General features: G+C 44.1%; 31 protein-coding genes. All 31 read right to left on the bottom strand.

Annotated elements, in window-relative coordinates:
- Positions 1–2 precede the first annotated feature (2 nt).
- The 31 genes from BUB85_RS13385 to BUB85_RS13250 all read right to left on the bottom strand — a co-directional run bounded on the left by BUB85_RS13385 (position 3) and on the right by BUB85_RS13250 (position 23,608).
- Entirely contained in the window at positions 3–1,091 is a 1,089-nt protein-coding gene (locus tag BUB85_RS13385) for a hypothetical protein (RefSeq protein WP_073111353.1), read from the bottom strand.
- Between the two features lie 20 nt (positions 1,092–1,111).
- A complete protein-coding gene (locus BUB85_RS13380; RefSeq protein ID WP_073111351.1) occupies positions 1,112–2,866 on the bottom strand; it encodes a phage tail spike protein in 1,755 nt (584 codons plus the stop codon).
- Positions 2,866–4,398: a distal tail protein Dit gene (locus BUB85_RS13375; protein WP_073111347.1), complete on the bottom strand. Its 1,533-nt coding sequence runs from the start codon at positions 4,396–4,398 to the stop codon at positions 2,866–2,868. The genes BUB85_RS13380 and BUB85_RS13375 overlap by 1 nt, the downstream gene beginning before the upstream one ends.
- Positions 4,395–7,559 (bottom strand): tape measure protein, encoded by a 3,165-nt coding sequence (locus tag BUB85_RS13370; RefSeq protein ID WP_073111345.1) that lies wholly within the window; start codon positions 7,557–7,559, stop codon positions 4,395–4,397. The genes BUB85_RS13375 and BUB85_RS13370 overlap by 4 nt, the downstream gene beginning before the upstream one ends.
- A gap of 10 nt (positions 7,560–7,569) precedes the next feature.
- Positions 7,570–7,893 (bottom strand): hypothetical protein, encoded by a 324-nt coding sequence (locus BUB85_RS13365; protein WP_143160729.1) that lies wholly within the window; start codon positions 7,891–7,893, stop codon positions 7,570–7,572.
- A gap of 35 nt (positions 7,894–7,928) precedes the next feature.
- The gene (locus BUB85_RS13360; protein ID WP_084534048.1) at positions 7,929–8,321 is read right to left on the bottom strand and encodes a tail assembly chaperone; all 393 of its coding nucleotides are present in this window, start codon (positions 8,319–8,321) and stop codon (positions 7,929–7,931) included.
- A 14-nt stretch (positions 8,322–8,335) separates the two neighbouring features.
- On the bottom strand, positions 8,336–8,860 hold the full coding sequence (locus BUB85_RS13355; RefSeq protein ID WP_073111343.1) for a phage major tail protein, TP901-1 family: 525 nt from the start codon (positions 8,858–8,860) through the stop codon (positions 8,336–8,338).
- Between the two features lie 14 nt (positions 8,861–8,874).
- Positions 8,875–9,258, bottom strand: coding sequence for a DUF3168 domain-containing protein (locus tag BUB85_RS13350; RefSeq protein ID WP_073111341.1), 384 nt, complete (start codon positions 9,256–9,258; stop codon positions 8,875–8,877).
- A 4-nt stretch (positions 9,259–9,262) separates the two neighbouring features.
- Positions 9,263–9,598, bottom strand: a complete 336-nt coding sequence (locus BUB85_RS13345; protein ID WP_073111339.1) for an HK97-gp10 family putative phage morphogenesis protein — start codon at positions 9,596–9,598, stop codon at positions 9,263–9,265.
- Positions 9,598–9,900, bottom strand: a complete 303-nt coding sequence (locus BUB85_RS13340; protein ID WP_073111336.1) for a hypothetical protein — start codon at positions 9,898–9,900, stop codon at positions 9,598–9,600. Before BUB85_RS13340 ends, BUB85_RS13345 begins: the two co-directional genes overlap by 1 nt.
- Entirely contained in the window at positions 9,897–10,229 is a 333-nt protein-coding gene (locus BUB85_RS13335; RefSeq protein ID WP_073111334.1) for a phage head-tail connector protein, read from the bottom strand. The genes BUB85_RS13340 and BUB85_RS13335 overlap by 4 nt, the downstream gene beginning before the upstream one ends.
- 26 nt (positions 10,230–10,255) lie before the next feature.
- A complete protein-coding gene (locus BUB85_RS13330) occupies positions 10,256–11,458 on the bottom strand; it encodes a hypothetical protein (RefSeq protein ID WP_242945427.1) in 1,203 nt (400 codons plus the stop codon).
- A gap of 12 nt (positions 11,459–11,470) precedes the next feature.
- On the bottom strand, positions 11,471–12,154 hold the full coding sequence (locus BUB85_RS13325; protein ID WP_084534047.1) for a DUF4355 domain-containing protein: 684 nt from the start codon (positions 12,152–12,154) through the stop codon (positions 11,471–11,473).
- A gap of 83 nt (positions 12,155–12,237) precedes the next feature.
- Positions 12,238–12,525 (bottom strand): ribosomal-processing cysteine protease Prp, encoded by a 288-nt coding sequence (locus BUB85_RS13320; RefSeq protein ID WP_073111331.1) that lies wholly within the window; start codon positions 12,523–12,525, stop codon positions 12,238–12,240.
- Complete coding sequence (locus tag BUB85_RS13315; protein WP_073111328.1) at positions 12,522–12,857, bottom strand: hypothetical protein; 336 nt, start codon at positions 12,855–12,857, stop codon at positions 12,522–12,524. The genes BUB85_RS13320 and BUB85_RS13315 overlap by 4 nt, the downstream gene beginning before the upstream one ends.
- Before the next feature lie 36 nt (positions 12,858–12,893).
- A complete protein-coding gene (locus BUB85_RS13310) occupies positions 12,894–13,388 on the bottom strand; it encodes a retropepsin-like aspartic protease (protein ID WP_073111324.1) in 495 nt (164 codons plus the stop codon).
- A 47-nt stretch (positions 13,389–13,435) separates the two neighbouring features.
- Positions 13,436–13,615: a hypothetical protein gene (locus BUB85_RS13305; protein ID WP_073111321.1), complete on the bottom strand. Its 180-nt coding sequence runs from the start codon at positions 13,613–13,615 to the stop codon at positions 13,436–13,438.
- 2 nt (positions 13,616–13,617) lie between these two features.
- Positions 13,618–15,180 carry a minor capsid protein gene (locus BUB85_RS13300; RefSeq protein WP_073111319.1) on the bottom strand — a complete coding sequence of 521 codons (1,563 nt, stop codon included), beginning with the start codon at positions 15,178–15,180 and terminating at the stop codon, positions 13,618–13,620.
- Positions 15,181–16,602 carry a phage portal protein gene (locus BUB85_RS13295; protein WP_073111317.1) on the bottom strand — a complete coding sequence of 474 codons (1,422 nt, stop codon included), beginning with the start codon at positions 16,600–16,602 and terminating at the stop codon, positions 15,181–15,183. It abuts the gene before it with no gap.
- 1 nt (position 16,603) lies between these two features.
- Entirely contained in the window at positions 16,604–17,875 is a 1,272-nt protein-coding gene (locus BUB85_RS13290) for a hypothetical protein (protein WP_073111315.1), read from the bottom strand.
- Positions 17,832–18,371 carry a terminase small subunit gene (locus tag BUB85_RS13285; RefSeq protein ID WP_242945426.1) on the bottom strand — a complete coding sequence of 180 codons (540 nt, stop codon included), beginning with the start codon at positions 18,369–18,371 and terminating at the stop codon, positions 17,832–17,834. The genes BUB85_RS13290 and BUB85_RS13285 overlap by 44 nt, the downstream gene beginning before the upstream one ends.
- Before the next feature lie 198 nt (positions 18,372–18,569).
- Positions 18,570–18,713, bottom strand: coding sequence for a hypothetical protein (locus BUB85_RS21735; RefSeq protein WP_200803570.1), 144 nt, complete (start codon positions 18,711–18,713; stop codon positions 18,570–18,572).
- Positions 18,714–18,790: 77 nt separating this feature from the next.
- Positions 18,791–19,339, bottom strand: a complete 549-nt coding sequence (locus BUB85_RS13280) for a hypothetical protein (RefSeq protein ID WP_073111313.1) — start codon at positions 19,337–19,339, stop codon at positions 18,791–18,793.
- A gap of 15 nt (positions 19,340–19,354) precedes the next feature.
- Entirely contained in the window at positions 19,355–20,254 is a 900-nt protein-coding gene (locus BUB85_RS13275) for a DUF6731 family protein (protein WP_143160727.1), read from the bottom strand.
- A gap of 190 nt (positions 20,255–20,444) precedes the next feature.
- On the bottom strand, positions 20,445–20,861 hold the full coding sequence (locus BUB85_RS13270; protein WP_073111309.1) for a sigma factor-like helix-turn-helix DNA-binding protein: 417 nt from the start codon (positions 20,859–20,861) through the stop codon (positions 20,445–20,447).
- A 139-nt stretch (positions 20,862–21,000) separates the two neighbouring features.
- Positions 21,001–21,261 carry a hypothetical protein gene (locus BUB85_RS13265; protein WP_073111306.1) on the bottom strand — a complete coding sequence of 87 codons (261 nt, stop codon included), beginning with the start codon at positions 21,259–21,261 and terminating at the stop codon, positions 21,001–21,003.
- Between the two features lie 155 nt (positions 21,262–21,416).
- Positions 21,417–21,554 (bottom strand): hypothetical protein, encoded by a 138-nt coding sequence (locus BUB85_RS21495; RefSeq protein ID WP_159434648.1) that lies wholly within the window; start codon positions 21,552–21,554, stop codon positions 21,417–21,419.
- Positions 21,547–22,107, bottom strand: a complete 561-nt coding sequence (locus tag BUB85_RS13260) for a hypothetical protein (RefSeq protein WP_143160726.1) — start codon at positions 22,105–22,107, stop codon at positions 21,547–21,549. The genes BUB85_RS21495 and BUB85_RS13260 overlap by 8 nt, the downstream gene beginning before the upstream one ends.
- 10 nt (positions 22,108–22,117) lie before the next feature.
- Positions 22,118–22,840, bottom strand: a complete 723-nt coding sequence (locus BUB85_RS13255; protein WP_073111301.1) for a hypothetical protein — start codon at positions 22,838–22,840, stop codon at positions 22,118–22,120.
- Positions 22,837–22,998: a hypothetical protein gene (locus BUB85_RS21490; RefSeq protein WP_159434647.1), complete on the bottom strand. Its 162-nt coding sequence runs from the start codon at positions 22,996–22,998 to the stop codon at positions 22,837–22,839. The genes BUB85_RS13255 and BUB85_RS21490 overlap by 4 nt, the downstream gene beginning before the upstream one ends.
- A complete protein-coding gene (locus BUB85_RS13250; RefSeq protein ID WP_073111298.1) occupies positions 22,982–23,608 on the bottom strand; it encodes a hypothetical protein in 627 nt (208 codons plus the stop codon). The genes BUB85_RS21490 and BUB85_RS13250 overlap by 17 nt, the downstream gene beginning before the upstream one ends.
- Positions 23,609–23,781 lie beyond the last annotated feature (173 nt).

Genomic DNA, 23,781 nt, shown 5'->3' with positions numbered 1-23,781 from the left:
CATTACCCCTCCAGCTGACAGGTATAAGCGACAGCATTTGCGACATCTGAGGCCGATACCGTCAGTGTTTTCGCTGTTGCGACAGCTGTCGTGCTCCCCGCCTTATACCACTTGACTGAACCGAGTGTCCCACATACACCAGCGTCCGTGATTGTCTGTTCTATCCCGGCCTTATATACATGTGCGGTCAATACGGTTGAGCCTGAGTTGTTTTTAAATACCGTTCCATTCGAGCTTGTGATACTCATTGTGATGGCATCTTCGCCATTAGCTCCTTGCCTAGCAACTGAGTACGCTGTCGTCGACTTACCATCGGAATAGGTAACAACGGTTTTTGTCCATAAATATGATCCTTGTGGAACAGTTGGTAGCGTAGTCCCCCATGTTTCAGTAGGTGCTGTAGTTCCATTCGTGCTTGCTTGATAGGTTACAGATTGAGAACTTACCGTTACCGATGTTCCAGCGGGTCCTTGAGTACCATTTGTTCCGTGATATGCAACTGAGTATGATGTTGTTGACTTGCCATCAGAATAATTGACTACAGTTTTTGTCCATAAATAACCACCAACATCAGCAGAAACAACACTTGTACTCCATGTTCCGGTAGGAGGAGTAGTTCCGTTACTACTTTTTTGATATGTCACCGATTGAGAACTTACTGTTACTGATGTTCCAGCGGGTCCTTGAGGTCCCTGTGCTCCCGTACCACCAGTATTACCCTGAACGCCCTGCTTCGCCACTGCAAATGAGAAAATCTTGTTAACCGTAATGCCATCAACCACTACCGGAATTGTAGCTTCGCAAGCTGATGCAACGGTAGCTGTTGTCGTGAATGTGATTGTTACAGCTTTGGTTCCGCTTCCCGTAATACTAGCACTAATACCGGTAGGACACGCGATATCAGCAGCGGTTACCGAGACTGAGGAACATTGATTTGTCCCACAGAATGCTACTGCCTGAGTGGTGCATGTTGCTCCTGATGCAACGCCACTTGTGTTACCAACAAAGGTATATGCCTCTGATGTTAATATCACCGAATATGCATCTGTAACGTCAACAATTGTGATTTGATCTCCTGCTTTAATACCCATGAATTATTTCCTCCTTGAATTTAGTTTTTAAGTTCACACATGAATGTGCACTTTCCATCAACTTCGTCTGAACTTATAGTAAGCGTGAAGCCACCGCTTCCAATCATCTTATCCGATGATGAAATCACCCCGAATGTTGCCTCATCCAGCTTCTGCCATGACCACTCCAGAAATGCATTCTGTCCATAAACATCCCGAAGCGTGCTGATGTCCGTGATCCGCTTTGAACCATGATATACGACCACACTCAAAACTGTTGCTATCGAATTATTCTTAAATACAGTCCCTCGCGACGATTCAATTCGGACAAGTGTTGCATCCTCTCCATCCGTGCCGTCCGACACATTGGTAACAGTGACCTCGCTGACTCCTTTCACACTGCCCTCGTCATCCAGTGCCTCGAATCGATACACTGCCTTCTCCATAATGTCCGCTGCCTGTATAACTACGCTTTTCCCACCATCGAGATCCGCCCCATCTTTTTTCCATTTGATGACCATGGCATCAGTGACATCCTTCCCTCCGTCCATGACCAATGCTGTCAAAGTGGTGCTGCCCACACTGTTTTTGAAAAAAATGCCGTGATCCGAGATTATAGAGCATGTATATAACCGGCTCGCCTCCACCAGCGCATTCACCTGCGCAAGAAGTGCCGGATCTATCTGGCTTTGAAGCTCTGTGAAGTTACTAAACGTTGTCTTGCATTTTGTCCGATCAGTAAAACTGCGGATTTGTTCCGAAACTCTCGCTTTGAGGTAGAGTGGCGGATTATATTCTTCGTCCGCTATCGTGACTGTGTCCCCGATTCTGATGTCAAAATAACCATCCACTTCATAAGAAACCTTTGGCACACAATTTTTCTTCAGTTCCGCCAGCGCACGACCATACAATGAATTTACATTGGATGTCTCATAGGACCAATCCACCAGAATGTACCCATCCTTTTTATTCATCAGGTTGGACGGAAACCGATCCCGCGCCTGTACCGCCCGGATTGCTCCATCCCCCTTCACCGACTGATATTCTACTTCTCCCTCCGCATCAAGTTCTGTTTTTTCCAGATCATATATTCCGAGGCCATCCTTCCCGGTCGGCCGGATGGCCGTGTACAGCTCCACAATATCCGTTTTCTTTCGCACGCCATAAATGCTTGCGCCATACCGCAGCACAATGTCTTCCCGATCCTTTCCGATGCCCTGCACAGAGTCCGTATGCTCTTTATAAAAGTTCACCACGATTTCTGCCAGTGAATGGTCCTTATTCAAGACCGGTTCAAACTCCACCTCTGCCGAAAAAACAGTCGCAAGTGAAAACAATCTCGCAAGTATCGTAGAACTCCCAGTCCATTCATGCTTTATCTTTCTGTCAGAAACCTCATTTCTTCTGACTGTCAGCACTTTCTCTGAATTGAACAATGCAAGGTATTCTTCCAGGCTCATTGCCGCCGCTGCCTTGTATGGTCCTACCTGCTCATTTAAAAGTTCAAAATTCAGGCTGTAGGCCTCAACCGACACAATCTCCTCATCCCGCTCAACATGTACAATGTTCATGTAGTAATCTCTTTTGTTGTATTGAAATGATATCTTATTGCCGGCAACAAGGTACAGGCTGTCCTCCGAATCTGCGGACACTGTGAATGCAAACGTACTTGCGGTTCCCTGCAGATATTCATGCAGATCATCATCCCAATAATTCAAAGACTCCTCTGCGCTGTTATCCATGAAAGTACACACCGCGTCATATGCGTCCAGCACTGCGATCCTCACCAATTCCATTACAAATATGCCTCCCTGATTCTGGCCACCGCGGTGGGCTGCTTGTCACACCAGTCCGAAACCACAAACTGAACCTTACTCGTCCCTGGCGGTGCCATGAAATATTTTGTACCAAGAACCTCATCCTCCGTAGAATTTACGCCATTCACATAAAACTTCGTCTTCGCCCCGTCAATCGTGCATACATCCCCTTCCTGATAGCGGTTCGGAATGTCGGCATAATAGGTTACATTATTCTTTTTAAAACTCATGCTGTACAGATACATTCTTGTAACGAGATTACTCCCGCCGCCACGCGTTCCGAACTGCCCCAGAAAAACTGTAATCGCAGCTGCTTTTCTGTTTGCAAGAGCCGCGTTTCGGAAGTGATATTTTTTACCGCCAAATTTGAACTCGAAGAGCTCACCGGTTTTTGTCATTGCAAAATCCCCGTCTGACTGTTTTGTCGCAGCCTCATACGTAGGTTCATAGTTAATTGTTTTCACATCCTTTCCCCCGACACGCATGGTAAAATTAGCAATGTTATTCGATGGCGATCCCTTGTGGATATGAACGTCCTGAAGTATCTCCCCATTCGTGTCCTCCACAATGACTTCCAAAAGTCCCGTCTGTTTGACAAAACCCGTCTCATACCAGACCTTTGCGGTAAGCGTATACTTGTTTGTTCCACTTACGCCATTAGAATCTGCCGGGATCACGATACGTTTACTTGCACCATGCCAGTATGGTCCGCTCCCGACATCCGCAAGAGCCAGATACTTCTTTCCCGTCAGGGTCACTGTTTTAAATGTTCCATTCTTTAGTATCGTAGATTCCGTGAGCGTTCCCAGACCATTGGTCATGGCCGCAAAGTCCTCTCCATCCTTATAATTGATCAGCCTCTGTGATTTCGCCTTTTTTTCTTTGTCCAGTTCATCCGCTGATCCATACTGCATGGCTCCCTGTTCACTTATAATCCCGACAAACCCACTTTCATCCGAATGACAGACCTCATAGTCTATCGCCACTGGAACTGTTCCCTCGTTTATGATGGTAGCCTCCATCACCCCGTCCTCATTTTTTATCGCAGTAAACTCTTTCATTACCGTCGAATATTTTCGCGGATCCAGGCAATAGATCTCGATTTCTCCAGTCACACAGTTCCGCCCCGGCTCCACATCCCCGCAGCTGGATCTCGTGCCGATAAAATACTTCCCCGGTTCATCATTAAACAAAACCTTCACCCGCTCCACATTCAGCAGCCCATTCAATTTGTTGAACGCCGCCCGATACGCCTCATCGTCTGCGGCAATGATCTGGTATGTCACTGTGAGTGTACGGGTAGGCAGACGGCTCTCAACAAACTGAGCTCCGTCAACCCCTTGGATAATCCGCTCCGATATCTCTGCAGAGAATGCCTCTCTCCCGCTCACATGCAGTGTCCGGTATCCGGGAATCTCCCTTTCAAAATACGTTCCATTAAACTTCATCGCCTCCGCCGGCAAAACACTTCCGGCAGGAACCTCATTGACATCAACAAATTTATACATCATTTCTCACCTCTGAGATATTTTTTCATCTTTTCCATCTTCTGAAGCTCTTCCTGCGTATAAGCCGCAGATGCCTTCGCCACCTGACGTCCTTCAATGTTAACCGGCGCTTCTAAATAAATATACATTTTTCTGTCATAGCTGTAATCTCCGTTTAAATTCCGGCTTTCACCTGCCCCGCTATAAGCGAGTTCCATATCCAGTGCCGGAATACTTGGAATCTGTACGAGATCCCTTGCCGCTTTCGCAGCATCTCTTACTTTTGATGCTATTCCGTTTACGTATCCAGTACCGAAATAACTTCCCAGCTTGTCCGCCACTCTTGAAGGGCTGTGTATCTGTGCTTTTGCCCGGATTGCCGCCTCCGCTGCTTCTGCCAGTTGCGCTGCCATGCTTCGCACCTCTCCGAGACTCGCACTCATTCCGGATGCCAGACCGGCCCCAATGTTATATCCACAGCTATACGCTCCGCTTGATGCCGTTCCGAGCGCAGATATGATCGCACTGGCGGTGCTGTACGATATTGCCACAGCCTGACTGCCACCTGACTGCAATGCCGCGTTGAACTGTCCCATCGCAGTACTCGCGATAGATGATAATCTTCCCAATCCACTTTGCACACTGTTGCTCAGGCCCGTGCCTATCTGCATTCCAATTGCCCGCGCTCTTCCCACCGCGTTGGAGAATACTGAAATCATTCCAGACATAGCGCTTTTCGCCTTACTTTCAAGAGTATCTAAGCTACTTCCTACGACTGCCGCTGATGATGCAATGCCACCCATAGATGCCGCAGCTGTAATTGCATTACTTGCAATTGCACCTAAAGCGGACGCCGCTTCTGAAAGACCGCCCGAAACTGCTGTAATTTCACCAATTCCCAATGCAACAGCACCCAGACTTGTTGCCATATCCATCAGATTCAATTCCGTAATAATCTGTATTCCCTGCGCAAGCTGGTTGAATCCTGTCCCAGCATTCAATGCCGCATCTCCAACAGACGAAATAATATCAGCAATTCCGCTAAGAATCGATGTTATGACTTCTCCCACTGATGTTATGACCTCTGATATTGCCCCGAATATTTCTGTAATAGAATCTCCCAGCTGTTTTACCAAGTTCTTAATGCTCTCTATAATTGGCGATATTTGACTAACAAGTGTAGTAAATGATTCGCAGATAGCTTGAATGGACTGTGATGTTGCCTCTACCATTTCTTGAAGACTTGGCATGAACGGTGCCAGTGCTTCCACTATCGCTACTATGGCTTCTGATATAATCTGTGTACATTGTGTAAACGCATCTAATATAGCTGGTACAAACGGCGCGATTGCCTGAATAATTCCGACTATGGTATCTGATATGATCTGGGCTATCTGGATAAAGGTATCAGATATAATTGATACAATTGGTGTGACAGCAGTTAATATCTGCGATACTGCCTCTCCAATTGCAGTGGCAACTGCTGACATAGCTGTCCCCAAAGCTGCAATAGCCGGTGCTGATGTCGCAAAAGCAACTCCAACTGCCTGTATCAGCACTGCTATTTCAGCCGCTGACGGAATGAGTGCCGCTATAATACCTACTACAACACCTCCGACTGCTGTAATCACCGTGGCGATGGCTGTACCAACCGCCTCAATAATGCTTGCCACACCCTGCCCCTGTGTTGCAAGCAATGCAAAAGCCGCAATCACCACTCCGATGGATGCCCCCATCGCTAATATAGATACCGGGTTGGCTATTTTGAGTGCTTGGCCAATTCCTTTAAATGCAGTCGATAATCCCGTCCCAATCCCTTTCGCAGCAGTGGATATCGCTGTTCCTGCGGTTTTTACCACACCAGATATACCGCTAAACGCACTTTTGACAACTGGAACAAACGATTTTATAACATTGGCAATACCGTTAAACACTTTAGTAATAGTGCTTTTTGACCTATTTGTTGATTTTGCTACATCATCCATAGCATCTGTAGCCCTTGACTTGAAAATTCCAAATGGATTGAAGCTTTTTAAAAAATTAAAAGCTTTAAACCCTGTTATTAATGCTAATAGACCTCCGGTTATAGATGAAATTGTTCCTGGACTCAGACTACTCGTAAATTTTGATACCGCACTCACTGCTTTTGAAACGGTAGATACGATTTTCCCAATCACAGTTCCTATTGCTGTTAATGCTCCTGAATCTGCCAGTGATTTAAATACATTTGCTGCTGCATCTCCAAAATTTATAAACGCTTCCTTTAATGTTTGTAAGGCACCTGTTTTTGCAATCGCACCGGAAAATTCATTCCAATATTTCGATATTGTGTTGAAGGTAGACATGACCTTTTGGGATATCTTTTCTCCATCCAAAGCACCAATCTTATCCACGATTCCACTGATTGCTTTAATCCCAATCGCTGACAGCGCATCGTACGCCGGAGCCAGCTTATTCGCCACCGTTTCCTGAAGACCATCCATTGCCTGATCCACCGTCTTATATTCTGTCGCAAGCTTTGTGAATGCATCGTTTGTCCCTACTCTTGATATTGCATCGAAGAAATCCTCCGTAGCCACCGTTCCATCCTGAACCTTCGCCACCAATTCCTTGGAAGTCATTCCCATCTCTTTTGCAACCGCCGAAATACCTGCAGGTGTCTGCTCCATCATAAGTTTAAAGTCCATCCATGCCACAGTAGGCTTGGCCGCCATCTGCGTAGCCTGCGTTGACAGAGTCTTCATGGCCTGCTTTGGATTTTCAGCAGCGGCCGCTAGGCCGCCAAACCCTTTTACAAGCTTCAAGGTGTCTTTGGTACCAACTGCCTCCAACTGCGCAAATGTGGATGCCATATCTGATGAACTGTAGATGGTATCCTGAGCAAATTGCTGCAGCTCATTTTTGATAGCTTTTATCTCTCCAGGTGTCTTCCCGTTCATCTCCATATTTCCGGTGAATGTCTTCCATGCCGCACTGGAGGAGTTCATCTCCGATGCCATGCTCCCAATCCCACTTGTGATCGCAGAAAACGCCTGCTGACCGACCCCCATAAGCACCCCAAAGCCCAGACCGCTCGTCACAGTGCTCTTCAAATTGTCCGCTGACGCGGAGGCGGTCTTCATGACAGAAGAAAAGCCAGAATCTACCGCCGACAATATTGCTTTTACTGAATAACTTTCCGCCATCTGGCACCTCCTACTTCTTAAGCAGTTTCCCGATTCCGGAAAATCTACTTTGTTTCTTTTTGTCCGGCAGCACTTTCTCTACCTCTTTTTCATAATTGTAGAAATTGGTGAACCTCTTATAGACTGGCTTAGATTTGTTCTTCCCCACTTTTTTCTCGGCCTTCACTGAAAAATTAAGGAAAGCCTGCAGGTGATTCCGATAATCCTTGTCAATCTCTCTCAGCCGGACAGCCTTCATAAGCAGCTTATACTCCGGCATCGTCAGCCTGTCCACCTCTGCAAAACTCTTAAAGTCCAGATACCGGAAACAGTTCAGCGCGATCTGCCGGTACACAACTTCAAAATCCTCCCCCGAGTCTTCCTCCTCATCTACGATACTTCCTTTGCTGCCATCTTCGCTTTTTCCTTCTCGATAGTCTCGAGCACGCTTAGAGTCTCTTTCTTCGTAGCATTGGCTGTCTTTAAGAAACCCATGACTTCCTCGAACAAAGCATCAATATCTGTGTCCTCATCGTCAATGTACGAATCCAGCAGCATTTTGGTCACCCGCGGACTCTGTCCCGCATTCGCGGTATTCAGCACCTCTTCCAGCCCTTCCACATCACCATCATACAGTTTCATAATAGTGTACCTGAGTCCCACATTCTTTTTCACGTTAGGCATGCCATCCACAGGCATCGCCACTGTCTTATTGATATCTCTTAAAAAGCCCATACCAAAATGAAACTGATACACTTGATTTTCAATTGTTAATTCCATCATCTATGCATTCCTCCCTATTCCCCTGTTTTCTTTGTATCGGTAAATACATACGCCGCGATCTCCTGCTGCTCCGTACTCACAGTTGCTTCACCGTCCACACCATTTCCATTGATTCCAAATGTCAGAGATACCTCCACAAAGTCCTCTGCGTTGGAAGTCTTCTCCATCTCCGTCAGATACCCCTGGAAATATTTTGCCTTGAATTCGTTATCTCCGGTTCCGGCCTCTTCCAGATTGACCTCCCAGACCTCAATCAATTCATCATTGTCAAGTGCCGACTCCAACTCTTCGACCAGCGTATCTCCTTTGGACAGGATGCTGGTGGCTGTAATCTCAACCTCCGCCGTTCCCGGTGTACGGATCGCTCCATCCTTTGTTGCAGTGGAGTCTGCATCCTTACTTTTCGTCCGGCCGTTCTCCGTAGTAAATGCAAGCGTTGCTCCATCCTTCAGTGCCGCTTTGCTCTTGACTCTGTAGAGGTACACGATTCGCTTTCCCTGAATTGCTTCTGCGAAAAGCTGTAAATTCATTTTTTTCATAATTTCCTTCTCCTTTAACTAAATTTAAACTCCACTTCCAATATTCCATGAAGCAGAGAGGTTTTTGTAGTATTATCCGGGACAATCCTCTGATTGATATTACGAACACTCCAGGCAAAATTGGTCGTGTGCCCGATCTGCCTGCAGGCCTGCTTGATTGCCAGCAATATTCCAGACATCGTCCCGCGCTGCCTGGGATTGTTATGCCATACATGAATGGTCTGGTAAACATTTCCGAAGACCGCCGACTTGTTGGCATCATCCGCCTGCTGACTGTCTCCCAGATAGACAAAAGGATACGGCGTTCCTTCCGGTGGCAGGCTGCCATCATAGACGTCATATCCCAATGCTTTTATATCCAATAACAATTTTGTAAATAACTCCTGCTGTGGATCCATCTCATCACCTCACAAGCTTCTGCATATCCTGCTCAAATTTCTTTTTCTGCTCATTGAACGCAGGCTTGAGATAGGGCTGTGCATCCATGAATCTGGTTCCAAGCTCCACGTAGGGTGCATATTCCGCCGTTGGCGTTGCCGCAACCTCCAATCCACCTGCGGATAACTCCAGGCCTATGCTGCGCTTCAGAGTTCCCGAATCTACTGGCGCATTACGCTGCGCTTTGGTCTGCATCTGGGATCCATTTGTTCTTACGACACGTTTCACATCATCAAGTGTCACATTTTTCTTAAGCTTCTTCTGCAACTGCTGCATTCCTACAATCTCAACTTTTCCCATCACTGCACCTCACTTACAACATATACACCCTTGGTCCGAAATCTCCTTGAGTAGTCCACATGATACATCTTTCTTCCGATTCGCACCCTGTCAAAAGGCTTCTCGTAGTGGTTCTGCAGCTGGATTGCGAGAACACCCTGCCGGATTTCTCCATACACGATTTTCAAGGTCTCAACACCCGCATCTGTCACGTTTGCATACTTTTTATCTTCCACCACTTCATCCGGGCCATAATTACCAGTCTCCGGATTATACGCACCCGCTTTGATTGATTGAAAGAACACCGGGATATCGTATCTCATAAGAAACGTACCTTTCCCTTCCCGGAGCTGTGCTGACTGTCTAAAAAAGCTTGAATCTCAGCTGCAAATCTAGCAAAATCATCATCTGAAAAGGACAGGCTCTCGCCCTCAACTGTCTGGGCACTCATGCCCTCTGATCCGATGCGGTTAAAACGAGCCACCGCCACCTCAATGACGATGTAATTCATCTCCTCCGGCGGATCTGCTCCGCCAAGGAGAATCTTCAGTCTACTTTTTGCTGATAATAGAATCCAATTCAGCTTTGCATCAAGTTCCGGATCCGCTTCAGAAGAATCCATACCGATCAATCTCTTCAGATCTTCTAACATGGCCTATCTCCTTCCCGCGAAAACTCCTACGCTTTCACCACAGCCACTACATCGCCCGATCTGACAGCCTTATAGTTGCTGTCTGCTTCCACGACAGTAATATGATTGTCTGCTGTTGCAGCAATCTCTGAGACTCCGTCCCATTTTGTCCAGGTCTTCACATCCATTCCGCAAGTCACTGTCGTCTTCGCCGCAGCTTCTTTGTACTTCCATACATTGTTCATGGATACAAGTTGTTCTTCTACTGTAACAGCAGTTTTACCTTTTTCGGATCCAGCTACGGATTCCAGAGTTAATGTTCCAAGCGTCTGGGTGTCAGAAGATCCAACCGCAATATACGCAATGGCATCCAGATACTCTGCAAACAGCCGCACACCCATGATTGCGAACATATCGGAAATTGCTCTGTCATAGTTGCCCTGCGCGTGGAATCCAATGAACCCGGTCGCCGAATCTGTGGTGTAGGAAAGTCCCGCTTTCACAAACTCGGAATCTGCCGGATCCACATAATATGCGATCAGGTTATTAAGCGGCGTTGCGATTACCGTGTTCTCCGGAATCTGGGAAGACACGAAAACGATGTCGGCACCAAGAAAGTTCTGGATATAACTCATACCAAATGCTGTCTGAAGCGTAATGTCCGCAGCACCAATGTATTTGTACACGTCCAGAGTGTTGACCCACACAGCTGTTCCCGTTGCGGTACGTTTCATAAGCTCGAACTTATTCTTCACCTTGCCGATTGCCATAGCAATCGCCATCTGCCAGGTAGTTTCATGCCCTACAAGGGACCCCATCTTCAACTGCTTATAGAACTTATCTGTAACCACGTTCTGAAGGTCAGACTTCATCTCCTCATCCGTCATCTCCACAGCAGCTTCATATCCTTTTTCCGCAATAGCCTCCAGAGACACTGCCTTACGGTATTTGCTGATTTTGATAGAGTCAAACGTAGTCTCTTTTACCGTGTACTGGGACAGCGGAATCTCTTCACCCTCTGCCACGTCCCCGGACTGCAGCGTTCCAGACACCGTCTTCGTCTTTAACACAGACCCATTTTCTTTCTTGATCATTCGGGTGATTCCAAGAATATCAAGCAGTACCTGCATGTTCTTTCCAAAACTTGTTACAAAATCAATTTCTCTTGCCTTCACCTGGATCTGAGCCTGCCCCGTCATGTTATCCGGTGCCGCAAATACCTGAAGGCCTAATTTTTCAATGTTATGCATAATTCATTCTCCTTACTGAAATAATGTCAGATTCTCCGCAATCAGTTTCTGACGTTCTGCCGGATTCTTAATTTCAAGAATCTGCTCCTTTGTCATAGTTGCTTTACCACCTGTTCCAGTTTTTGGCGGATTTCCCTTCAGGGCATCCTTCACCGCCGCCTGCACGGTATCCTTGAACAGCTTTGTAAAGGATTCGACCGTGGCTTTTGTGTCCGTGGCATCTGCTGATACCAGATGGCTTAGCAGCTCTTCCGGAACATTGATATCCTCTTCTGAGAGCATCTTGCGTGCAGTCTTCGCCATATCAGAAAGCGCATTCTGCTGCTTCAGATCTGCCAGTTCCTTCTCGAGTTTATTCGCTTTGTACTCCGCCTTCTCCTCCTTGGTCATCTTGGCCAGCTTCTCCGCCTCGGTCAGCTTGTCATCCGTCAACGCATTCCATTTCTCCTGGGCGTTTTTAATTGCCGTCTGCGTGGCCTTCTGGACACGTCGATCAAACTCCGCCTGATTGTCTGCATCTGACAGAAAATCGTCAAATGATACTGTTTCATCTCCGCCAGTTCCATCATCTCCAGCTCCGCCGCCATTACCGTCTCCAGCCCCAGCACCGTCGCCATCTGCAAAAAACTGCAGATTCAGTAAATGTCTTCCAGTGAAGATCTTTGATTGGTGATAGTGATTATTAAAATGCTTCATGTTTTCCTCCTGCCCCAGTCCATTCATTACAGCCCAGACCATTGCATCGAATCATAGTTTAACGTCATTCCGGACACAACAGGTTACACGATCCGGACATAATCCGGATATTCATCAGCGATCTGACAGATGCCAATGAAAAAAGAATCTACCAGAGTTCGCGACTTCTCCGATAGATTCTTGCACTCTATATCAACCCTTCCGGGAGATATGCTGTATTTGATTTTGTCCTGCGTCAGATCCTCGATGGACTTGATCAACGTCTGTGTTAACGCCGATACCCCGGCACAAATGATGTCCTGCCCTTGTGGTGCATATGCCGCATGACCGGACACGCTGATTCCGTTCTTGCGGACGCTCACTTCAATCATAAGCATCCCGCCTCACTAAATGCTTTGAAAAATTTGGGAGACTGAATTGCAATCCAATCCGTCATTTCTTCTGACTGTCCCCATGCTTCCACATTCCCACTATTATTCCAAAGTCCACTCTCGTATAGGAACGCATGAATAATCTCATGTCGCATTACTTTCTTTGTATATGATTTTAAATCCTCCATACTATTTTTGCTTGGTTCAAATTTTCCTACAACAATTTCCCTCACACTGTGATCCATATATCCATCGCATTTTTTCAGTTTCGGTTTTTCGTTTGCTGTTGCAATTACAATTTTATATTTAACTCCAAGTATTTTTACTTTCATGACTCCTCCTAAAAATTGGTATAAGAAAACCACCGGCTAATTACCAGTGGTATTAAATGTAAATACTGTTCTTCCATCAGAATTTCTTATATTGAAATCTCCCTTTGAAATGATGTCCATCCCTATCAAAAAATCAACATCGTGTCTTTCTAATGGAAAACCAGCAACCTTCATATTATGAAACACAACTTTATTGGACAAATAAATATCCAACAGATAGTAAGAAATATCAAGCTGTCCCGTGGGCGTAACTCCTACGCCAGTATCAATTGGGAGCAATCCCAGTTTTCTAGCAAGTTTTTCTGAAATGCAGGATGTCGAAGAGCCTGTATCCCATAGAGACCGTTCTATTCTATATATCTGTGCATCATCTGTACACATACATATATCAACAGCAGTTACAATTCTTTGTATACACTTATCGTATTCGGCGGACACCAAGTTTTTATCATACTTCAATTGTCTTTTTTCCAAACATTTTTTGTCTGCCGCTTGACCATCTGTTTCTATCAACCCAATCAGCGTGTTCATTTGTCCTCCTATCAAGAAAACCACCGGTCATAATCGACTGGTGGTTTCTACATGTATTCTAAAATCATACCAAGTGTATCACCTGCACCTGAATTTTCAAATGTCTTTATTTCATTTTCCGTAGCCGTCTTGTATAATTTATCAACTTCCTGGCTAATGAATCTCCATTCTTCGTCTGTATGATTTTTTCTTAATATTTCATCTACATAGTCATTTAATTTTTTCATTACTATTCATCTCCAAATAAGATACTTTTTGAAGTATCAAATATACCTGCTTTCCATTTCCCTTTAATTTTATGTTTTGCCTGGTATCGTTCTATGGTTGTATTTATCCATTCTTTGCGCTTATCCGCATCAACTGCAGCTAATTCTTTTGAAAAAGAATAGAGTTCTTTATAGCCCAATGCATCAGCAATATCTCTTAAAGCTTTTGTCTCCTGAATATACGACTTTGTAAACGGAATTTTATTCCTTTTACATATTTCTTCAGACAAAAGTTCCACTGTTGCTTCTTCAATTATATGATACTTTCCATATATATCAGGGTTCCTGCTAATAGAACGTGCGTGTAAATGCTCATGAATAATTGTCTTGGTTGTTGCATCCTCTCTAAGCCAAATATCACATGACTTAACTTTTTTCCCTATGCTCGTCCCCATTATTTCATTTTCTTTCACAATTGTCCGACCACTCCATTTACTCTCTGGTAAGCCTAAAGTATTCAGGTAATTATTTACTTGCAGAGAACGCTCTGACAAATTATCGGATAACTGATTTAAACTGGTATGTAAATCACCTCTATCTTCTGGTTCCATTATACTCTTTTCACGATGCTTTTTCAACTCATTCCACTGTTCCGTGATACCACCTTTGTCCAGATAGTCCAACCACTCTTCGTAGTCTTCATCATCCTCCCAACAAGCTACGCTGCAGCGGCAATTTGGATGCATCGGTGGAGCATTCTCACCCGGCATCATCTTTGCCACATCAAAGTGCTTGCCATCAATCGCCCGGCAGATGTCACAGGCATTCCCCAGGGCGATGAACTCATATTTCGTGAATCCATTCCGCTCAAATGACTGCTTCTGCGCTTCTATCTGCACTCTTGCCAGTTCTGTCCGCATCAGACGTTCTGCATTGGACTTTTGCACGCCAAACAACTTCTCCAGATGCCTCGCAAGCTGTCTGGGATTCCTGCCCTGGATGAGCCCGGTCTGCAGAAGCTTTGACAGCTCCGCTTTCATCATGTCCTGATACATCCAGATCCGGTCAGAGTACTTTGCGTTGTTAAACGACGCATTGACAATTGCTTCTGCCTTTTTACTGCTATTCTCAATAGTGGCGCCAAGGATACCCGCCATCCGCTCAAACTCTGACAATGTTCTATCCGTCAGCTTTTCCCCAAAGAACTTTTGTAATTCGTCAAATCCATCTACCAGTTCCAACCCAATATTCGCCTTGAGCATCTCCAGCCGATTGATCTTCATAGTAGCATTATAGAGACGCATCTCTTCATTTGCCTGATCTGACAGATCCTTATTCTGCACATACCTGGCTGCCTTTCTTCCATAAGCTTCAATATCAAGCTTAGACACTCTGCGCTTCGCCTCTACCAGCGTGATCCCCTCTGCGCTTGCATACTTGGTATAGAATCCATTGATTTCTTTCTGGCACTGGTCCATCATATAATCATAATAGCTGCTGATGGTCTTCGCATACTCTTCCTCAGTCTTGAGATTCTTTTTCAAGTTTTCAGCTTCGCGCTTTTTCCAATAATCTGCACTGTTCATTTACACATCTCCAAGAATAGATTTAATCAGATCTACAGCTTCAACTCCGTCTTTTTTCGCATGCTCATTGATAATCATGAGCATATCAGCCATGTCTTTACCCGCATCGCCCAAACCGCCTATTGTCAATTCTGACATTGCGCTATTTTCGAGCTGACGTTGCTCTGCATCCAACTTCTCAATCTCTTTCGCGACATTGTCCACAATACTAAGCACACTCAGTTGGGTATCTTTTGATACCACACCTTCAAGATTGCCTACAATCTGACTTTCCTCCAGCACGTTTGCTGGGAAGTTCGGTGTGAAATGATAATGCAGCTTCACCCAGTCATCTTTCTTCATTCCCGATACCGGATTGCTGAATATCAGCTTATATCTCCGATTCATTCCGGATGTAAATTTTCGCTCCTTTGTCTTCTCAAGATTGCTCATTGCCTGCAACTTATACTTCATAGCAATACCGGAACTTGTACCAAAATTCTCGTCTGAGATATCGGCGACCATGCTGATTTGAAAGATTAACTTGTGCAGCCGATTAATAAGGTTCTCCTGCGTCGTGTCTGCATCTGGCTTCGATAGGAAATCAACCACTGGAATACTCTCTCCAAGAGCGTCGTCAAAATTCATGATTCTGTCATCTCGAATGTGCTTCACATCGTCTTCTTCCACTTTTGCGCCCAATATCTTCAGATACGCATCTGCAAAATAATCAACATCATTAGCCTTTTCCGACAGTGCCTTATTGTAAGCATCAATCATTGTCAGCACAGGTTCAAAAATACCCATCTGTTCTTCATTCTCAACATACTCAGTAGCCGGTATTCCATCAAATCCGTGAGCCGTCTCTTTCTCATCCCAGATAATCTTTCCTTTCTGCGTAAAGTACATGACCTTTGATTCATCCGATACACTGCCATGCAGCACATTATCCGTATCCACATAGAGCCGAACAAAGTAACGCTCCCGGCGAAGCACCGAATCATCTTTGACCATGAACGCATCCATCGGAGTAAGATATGTAATACATACATTTGATGTCTCATCGTTGTAATACATCTCATATCCTTTACCAAAGATACTTGTTATTTTGGACAGCTCTGCATTGTTATCGTCCTGATCATTGTACTGATCAATCAACTCTACATACTTCTCAATCTCCTCATTCCCCTCATCAACCGTTACTTTGATAGGATGGCCTAAGAAAAAGCCGTTCATTGTATCAACAATATACTTGGCAAAGTTAACTGCGATTCGATTATCAGGCTTCCACTTCGGTTTCGGCGGTTCATGGAAAATCGGATAATTGGTTTTATATGCATCCAACAATCGCTGGTACCGAAACGCACATTCAGATGCATGCTTATCTATGAATTTACAAAGCCACTCATCTGTGAGTATTTCGTCAGATGGTAATATGTACATGTTAGACTCCTCCCTTTACTGGATTGTATTTTGCGCCGCCTTCCATCTTCCTCAAAAGGCTTGCTGCACTGTCTGGACTGTCATCATGCTCTGCATACTCGTTGTAGTCCAAAATTTCATTTATGTATTCTGGATCCGTACCTTCCAACCAGATGATGTCTTTCCAGTTCTTCCGAAGATACGTTGATATTTTTATAAATTTGTTCATCGATTCACTATACGGCTTTACTCGATACCCAAGTGATATAAGCTCCTTCGCCAGATATCCTTTATCTGCATTCTTCTCGCATGATATAGAACCAGCGCGCAGCTCCTTATGATACATTCCCACTTGAACCAGACAATCATCCACGTGCTTGTCCCAACGCTTGCCGAATCCAATGATTCGACCATCTTTCAACCGATTCAGGATAGTGAATGCAGTTCCATCTGCTCCATCATAAGCTGCATCGATATGAGCAAGCCCACCATAGATTAGTGATACATCACTTGTAAACTTCGGCTCCTTGAACATGGCATCTTTATCTGCAATATGCTTAAGCTCATAATTGGCTGCAAAAAGCGAATCACTCATGCTCTGCCGGAGTTCTTCCAGCTTATCCCTGCCAATCAATCCTGTTGAATAACAATCATATCTCATTACATTTGGCATAATAGAAATGGCGTCCTCTTTATGCCACGGTGTACCGGTATTGATAAACCGACCATTCCGATTTTTGATGTTCTGCAGCTCCATGTACTGAATCTTGGTCCGCTCCCGTTCTGCCCGGCTGATTCGATCCTTTAAGTTGACGATATCATCAGTCACGACAATGTCCGCATGCTTTCCGGTAATAGACGTTCCAATACCAAGCCCGAGCACCTGGCTGACACCTTTGGCTGATGTACAGAGATTTGTGTGTATCTCTGAATTGTTTGCCTTCAGCAGATCCAGATCCGTATCATACAGCGTCCTTACGATCTGCTGCATTACTCCTGTACTAAGGATTTTCTTGGACTGATTAAGTACCTCCGTCACATCATCATCTGTCTTCCGGAAAAATATAATGTTCTCATTCGGCTGAATAACTGAATGGATTGCCAGGAACAATGACAGATCAGTAGTCTTATACGAACCTCGATGTGCAAGCAGCGTCTGGTCGTCTTCTGCGTACAAAAAAGACCGCAGCCACTCGTTATGTAGCCCGGTCAGATCCGTAAACCCTACCCAATGTCCAATTTTATACGGTTCATTCCACAGGAGGTCCAGAACCTCTTGCTTTTTGACGTTCAAAATATGCCTCCATCTCTTTTAGCGATTCATCGATTGCCGGAGTCTTGATATCCAGCTTGTCATTCCACATGCCAAGATGTCTTCCAAGCAATTCCAACGCTTTCTCTTTGTCATTCAGCTTGACCTCTATCCCATTGGCGCCTTCTTTTATTCCGGCGATTGCACGAACCTGTTCTTCTGTCAGTTCTGTTGTTGGCTTAATAATTACTGTGCCGCATACTCCGTTACTACGGATTTCCACATAATCCGTTGCTCTGGAAAAAGCAATGGACGCTAATTCCTCCACGACCCTATCCTGTGTTACCTCAGTGCGTTTTTGACGCTCTTGCATGCGTTCCTGTATATACTCTTCAACCTTAACATTTCTTAACATTCTCGCCCCTGCTGCCGCTGCTGTCGCTTCCTTCTTCACGGACGGATATGCGATCCGGTAAGCCCGAGTAGCATTCAAATCTATCAGGTATTCATCTGCAAACATCTTCTGTTTATCTGTCACTTGGACTCACCACCTCTCATTTATCGTATATTTATTTTCTGCTGTATTAAAAAAGAGCTGCCGTCCCGCAACTCTAACTATGATTCCCACAATATGTATCTTTCTTTCCGGCACAGCCGCAATAGGGCCGGTGCTTACATGTCTCACACATGATAGACTCCTTACTTGGGAATGAAAAAGACACCCATCTCTGGATGTCTATACCTGTCTGTTCTTTGGTTCCACCGCCTCTGATCTGACGTTGTGTGTCTGATTCTGGTTCTCTGGTTTCACCTTTTGTGTTACGCTGTTGAATTTATTCAGGTTCTTCTGCCTGTTCTGCTGCTCCTGCTTCTTGTCCATATTATCACCTCGGGGATAGTATGTACAGGAACAGGGGATTTATGTATTAAAAAAGACACCCGAAGATGTCCTTCTAATTATTGCTTATCTCTTTCTTTTAGTCTCCTATTGAGACTCTCCCTCTCAATATTTGACATTTTATTTTTGTAAATTTTGATATTTCTATTATGTTTTTCATTTTCATCAAATAGTAATCGAAGCATTAAGCTGATGTATCTGTATGCTGAACACAGAAAATACAATATAACCACAATACTCAGTACTCCAACAACAATAAAAACTTTCATCTCAATAACATCATACGCATACATTCCACATACAAACATAATGCTTATAAATCCACTCAAGAATAACTGCTTAATGCATCTGATAAAATATTTTATGTCTACATTTTCAAAAAAATACTTTGTTAATTCCTTTTCTTGTTTTGCTGTCATAAGTAATGGTATTAATATTCCAAAAATACTAATAATGATTGATAGTGCTGTTATAAGTGCTGTCAGCATATCGCTATAAAATTTTCCATTCCAAACATAAATTTTATAGTGATAACAGAACAACACGATGAAAACAGTTAAAACTACCGGCATAATATATTGATAATATTTTACCCATTTTTCTTTCAATTACATCATTCCATTCTATTGTAATAGTTCACCTATTTTACGTCTAGTTCCACTTTCATAAAACTTTACCGCCATTTTCTGAGCCATATCCTCAAATCTCAATTCTCCTCGCGCCGGTATTGTAAAATCTATTTTATCATAACAAATATTTTCAAACAAATCATACACGCTCGATTTTTGATCATCCGTTAAAGTTAACTTTGCTGATGAAACAGTCCCATCATTCTGGGGGTTTCTAATATCACTCGCTATATCATAAATTGTTTCTTTATTCAAAACCGATCCCTTAGTATAACCTAAGCCACATTCAATGTGTGCCGTGTAACACTCAATTTGATTATATGCGTCTATTACTTGTTCAAAGAACCTTGAATTAATGGGCTTAAAATTCCTTGTATTGGCAAATCGAACATCCAATTTCAATGTTTCTCTATCATTTAAATCATCAAGCCTTAATTCGTCATGAATTGGTCTGAAATAGCATAATTCATTTGGGCTGTTAAACGAATTTATGTAGTTTTGTAATGCATGTACACCATAACTTCCTCTGTTACACTGAACCATTGCTACCGATCTTTTTTCATCATATAGTACTACAGTGTTTTTCCCTATGTACTCATCATCTGATAAGTCAATATGTCTTGCTTTTGATTCTCTCTCCAGGATATAGGTATTACTAATCACATCCAATCTCATAAAGTTTAACCCATAAAACATATCATCGTAAACAGGAATAATATTTTCAATTCTTCCTTCTATTCCTGATACTTCATGAACGGTCTCTCCACGGCTCAATTTTGATACTCGATCCATCCATCCCAAAAGATCATACAATTTTTCTGTATATTCATCCCCGTCGAATGTACATATTTGATAATACTGATATTTAATTCCTATCCTCTTTTTCTCTGCCATTTTTCTTTTGTCCTCCCTCACGACCTGCATACCACCACACATCTTCATTTTAATACCGCATATGACAAAAGGCAACAAAAAACGCCCTGCCACACACAGGACGTTTTCTGTACATTACAATTGAGGGAGAAACTAAGAACAATTTCTAATCGTTCTAGTATAATAATAACACAGATTTTTATTAATTTTATTAATCTTGCAGATAACAAGAAATTATTTGCGACACTCTCCCCTGAGTATATCCAACAGCATCCGCCACCTCCCGCTGCTTCTTCCCCTCCAGAAATGATAACTCGAAGATCTGCCGATCTGTGCTATCCGGGATCCCCGCGATAAACTCCTCGATCTCCCGCTGCATCCGCTCCGCCTCATCCAGCCGCAGCTCATACAGCCGGATCCGCTTGTTCACCTCGTCGGCCTCCCTGGGCTCGTCGGCCTTGACCGTCAGATGCTCCTCTATGTAGGGGAAGTCATCCCCAGACTTCGTGACCTTTATCTGTACCACCTGGATGTTGTCCCTCTGCTTGTACAACTTATCCAGTTTCGTGTTAATCTGCGGGATCTCGCCCAACAGGCTTTTGTATTGTTTCAGCGTTGACTTGTCCAATCGTGTCTACTCCCTTCCTGTCTAGATACTCCAGTACCGACATGGTCTCCATCCCGTTTTCAGTTCCCAGCTGCTCCGCCTGGTGCCGGAGAAGCCTGTGTATGTTTCTTATGTTGTTCACTCCCTTTTAAATTTCAGTTTAATCCGCTTTTTCTCTTGCTTTTTTTCTCGCTTGTTCAATATGTTCAAAAGAAAAATTATCTAAATGACCATACTTACACAAATTTCTTGCTATCATTATGTCTGAATACAGTCTGTAAAACTGCTCAGTTAATCTAATGTCGCCACTATCTTGATGTTTAGTTGCTTGATACATTACATTTCCAATCAAAACCAACTCTTCGGCATCTAGTATTGTCACTATCTCTTTGTCTTTTTTTGATATACTTTGTATATTCATTCTTCTCCATCCACTTAATTATTTAAAATCTGAATTTAACTTGTTTTTATTCCCGTTTATCATCCTCGTCCTTACCTTCATACCACTCGATCCCGGCGGCCAGCACCATACCGACCGCGAATCCCGCTATAAACCCAATAAATAAAAACCCGCACTCATACATCTTTGTTCTCCTTCTCCGCAGCAACTATCTTTACCAGCATATGCCGCTTCGCCTCCTCGATATCACCGGCGCAGTTGTCTCTGGCGTACTTTTCTATGTACTCCTGCATTTCGCGTTCAAACTCATTCATTTTTCTCCTCTTCCAGATAATAGTCCCGGCATCCGCCTCTGTAACAGTTCAGGCAGAACTGCTTGTTACCGGTATGAATGCACCCAGTACAGTCCATGTCCTGGTAGTTGCTAAACTTCTCAAGTAACTTTGCCGACTGTGTCTGATCAAAGGTGTTTAATCGGTCATACTCATTCACCGCATCGATGCCGATCAGTTTCCCGACTCTGCAGTTATCGCAGATCTCCTCCATCTCCTCCTGATCATTAACTGTACATGGATACTTGCAATACTTGTCGCACAAGATCTCCATGGCTTTCGCTGTAATCTTATCCATCGGACTCTCGTCATCCGCCTGTTCTTCGTTTTGGAATTTCACAATGTGGTCCAATGACGGATACTTTTGTCCGGTAGCTACGATGTACCCGATGTCAACCATCGCATTTAAGTTGCCTTCCATGCCGATGCCTATGTAATAGTCACTTCGCTTTGTTTCCGAATCTGTTGTCCTTACAATACCAACCGCTCCTCTTGGGTCACTGCTGTTTATCCATAATGCTCTTACTTTTTCCATACTGTTTTCCTCAACTCTCATAAAAGTCTTTCGTCTTCCGTTTCGACACCGGGCTGCCCTTCTCAAACACGCTGCAGTCTTTCACCTCACAGCCACGGGTGTGCCCGACAATGCTGCAATAATCACAGATTTGTTTTCCGCCTACCTTCGACCTGTACTTGCAGCTCCTGCACTTATGCCGGTCCGCGTTCTTCCCAACACATCCATCGATAATCATCTGATCTGCAGCTGAATCAAACTCCTTGTTGATGACTGCCGCCTGTTTCCGTTCTCCATTGCTCTCCGCTGTAGTCCCGGCCTGACGCCCACGCCGCCCCTTCTTGGCCACAATATCATTTTGTTTCAGGTATCTATACATTCCGCTGGCCGATACGCCAAAGTGCTCCGCCAACTCCCGCTGTGTCATCTCCGGTGCAAGCTTCTTCAACTCCGCCCAGTCAATCTTTGCTGTCCGCCCCGCATCAGCTTTTACTTTTCCCGGATCTGGCTCTTTCTGGCAGAGAGATAGCTCTTTTTCCTCCTCTTCCTGTAGTCTCCATGCTGTTAACTTGTAGAGAAAGTCTACGATCCGAACCTTACAGTCCGCGCAGAAGTCCTCCGCATTGTTTTCATAGGCGTATTTATCAGCAATATCATCCGTCTCAGGATCCTGCTGGACAATCTTAACCCGGTACGGATCACCGGTGATCTCTTTCCCGCAACCATCACATACTATCTTTTTGATTATACTCATTTCGTTCTCTCCTCTATTTTGCTGTCCCAGTACTGAACTCTTAGCACATGCCCACCACAGACAGCACACGCTCCAATATATCCATTCATGCGTTTAATTATTTGCACCGGTTTTTTCGGCATCTGCTTTTGCATTGCTTCTTCAGTTGTCATTGTCACTGCGAACCTCCTCCCACGCCATTTGCAATCCCATAAACCACAGATATACTCTTTGCGATATTGTTTTTCCGAAATCGTTTCTGTCCCACCACTCTTCATCTATCTTTTCAAGTGCCTCGATTGCCTCACTGTCCTGGTCAAATCCACTGTGATATCCCGTGTGGTATATTACTTGTTCCAGTGCTTTATTCCACTCCTGCAGAGCATCCTCATAATATTCCGTTTTTTCATAATCATCAGGATCCGGCATAAAGCAATCATAATTATCATGTAATTCTGCCTTAACCATCTCTTCCGGATATATATACTCATCTGTAGAGCATTCGATTTTTCCCATCACATATTCAATCTGATGAATTTTATTATGCATGTTCTTAAACGTTGGTTGCCATGTAAGATAAAAGCACGCTGAGCCAAGATCTCCAGATATGTACATGTATTGCTGCTTTGTATCAAAAATGTAATGCACATGACAATCGCTTCTTCCGCTCTCATGTCTCCAATCCAGCGTCTGAAAATCTACGTAATCTCTGAAATCTGCTCTAAAATTTTTAAATCTTTCTTTTGCATGGCTTATGCACTCTTGTTTCCATTTCTCCTGTAAATTCATTCTATTTCTCCTTCCTGCATCTCATACCTTTGCAGAAATACATCTCTGTCTTTCTTCTGGTACGAATATATTCATATCCTCCGATAATTGTCCGCCCACAGATACTGCAGACTCTAACATCCTCTTCCGATGCCGGTTCATTCTTCTTTGATCTATTCACTTTTTCCACCTCT

The sequence above is a fragment of the Hespellia stercorisuis DSM 15480 genome, assembly GCF_900142165.1.
Classification (GTDB): domain Bacteria; phylum Bacillota; class Clostridia; order Lachnospirales; family Lachnospiraceae; genus Hespellia; species Hespellia stercorisuis.
This window is presented reverse-complemented; position numbering and strand designations above follow the sequence as displayed.

Coding starts and splice junctions, on each gene's coding strand:
- BUB85_RS13345 (WP_073111339.1), bottom strand. CDS start 9,598: ATGGGAAAAGTTGAGATTGTAGGAATGCAGCAGTTGCAGAAGAAGCTT.
- BUB85_RS13385 (WP_073111353.1), bottom strand. CDS start 1,091: ATGGGTATTAAAGCAGGAGATCAAATCACAATTGTTGACGTTACAGAT.
- BUB85_RS13310 (WP_073111324.1), bottom strand. CDS start 13,388: ATGAACACGCTGATTGGGTTGATAGAAACAGATGGTCAAGCGGCAGAC.
- BUB85_RS13325 (WP_084534047.1), bottom strand. CDS start 12,154: ATGAAGCATTTTAATAATCACTATCACCAATCAAAGATCTTCACTGGA.
- BUB85_RS21735 (WP_200803570.1), bottom strand. CDS start 18,713: ATGGACAAGAAGCAGGAGCAGCAGAACAGGCAGAAGAACCTGAATAAA.
- BUB85_RS13335 (WP_073111334.1), bottom strand. CDS start 10,229: ATGTTAGAAGATCTGAAGAGATTGATCGGTATGGATTCTTCTGAAGCG.
- BUB85_RS13330 (WP_242945427.1), bottom strand. CDS start 11,458: ATGCATAACATTGAAAAATTAGGCCTTCAGGTATTTGCGGCACCGGAT.
- BUB85_RS13375 (WP_073111347.1), bottom strand. CDS start 4,398: ATGATGTATAAATTTGTTGATGTCAATGAGGTTCCTGCCGGAAGTGTT.
- BUB85_RS13295 (WP_073111317.1), bottom strand. CDS start 16,602: ATGTACATATTACCATCTGACGAAATACTCACAGATGAGTGGCTTTGT.
- BUB85_RS13305 (WP_073111321.1), bottom strand. CDS start 13,615: ATGAAAAAATTAAATGACTATGTAGATGAAATATTAAGAAAAAATCAT.
- BUB85_RS13300 (WP_073111319.1), bottom strand. CDS start 15,180: ATGAACAGTGCAGATTATTGGAAAAAGCGCGAAGCTGAAAACTTGAAA.
- BUB85_RS13380 (WP_073111351.1), bottom strand. CDS start 2,866: ATGGAATTGGTGAGGATCGCAGTGCTGGACGCATATGACGCGGTGTGT.
- BUB85_RS13360 (WP_084534048.1), bottom strand. CDS start 8,321: ATGATGGAATTAACAATTGAAAATCAAGTGTATCAGTTTCATTTTGGT.
- BUB85_RS13260 (WP_143160726.1), bottom strand. CDS start 22,107: ATGGAAAAAGTAAGAGCATTATGGATAAACAGCAGTGACCCAAGAGGA.
- BUB85_RS13370 (WP_073111345.1), bottom strand. CDS start 7,559: ATGGCGGAAAGTTATTCAGTAAAAGCAATATTGTCGGCGGTAGATTCT.
- BUB85_RS13255 (WP_073111301.1), bottom strand. CDS start 22,840: ATGAGTATAATCAAAAAGATAGTATGTGATGGTTGCGGGAAAGAGATC.
- BUB85_RS13265 (WP_073111306.1), bottom strand. CDS start 21,261: ATGAATATACAAAGTATATCAAAAAAAGACAAAGAGATAGTGACAATA.
- BUB85_RS13275 (WP_143160727.1), bottom strand. CDS start 20,254: ATGGCAGAGAAAAAGAGGATAGGAATTAAATATCAGTATTATCAAATA.
- BUB85_RS13355 (WP_073111343.1), bottom strand. CDS start 8,860: ATGAAAAAAATGAATTTACAGCTTTTCGCAGAAGCAATTCAGGGAAAG.
- BUB85_RS13320 (WP_073111331.1), bottom strand. CDS start 12,525: ATGATTGAAGTGAGCGTCCGCAAGAACGGAATCAGCGTGTCCGGTCAT.
- BUB85_RS21495 (WP_159434648.1), bottom strand. CDS start 21,554: ATGAATGAGTTTGAACGCGAAATGCAGGAGTACATAGAAAAGTACGCC.
- BUB85_RS13315 (WP_073111328.1), bottom strand. CDS start 12,857: ATGAAAGTAAAAATACTTGGAGTTAAATATAAAATTGTAATTGCAACA.
- BUB85_RS13340 (WP_073111336.1), bottom strand. CDS start 9,900: ATGAGATACGATATCCCGGTGTTCTTTCAATCAATCAAAGCGGGTGCG.
- BUB85_RS13350 (WP_073111341.1), bottom strand. CDS start 9,258: ATGGATCCACAGCAGGAGTTATTTACAAAATTGTTATTGGATATAAAA.
- BUB85_RS13250 (WP_073111298.1), bottom strand. CDS start 23,608: ATGAATTTACAGGAGAAATGGAAACAAGAGTGCATAAGCCATGCAAAA.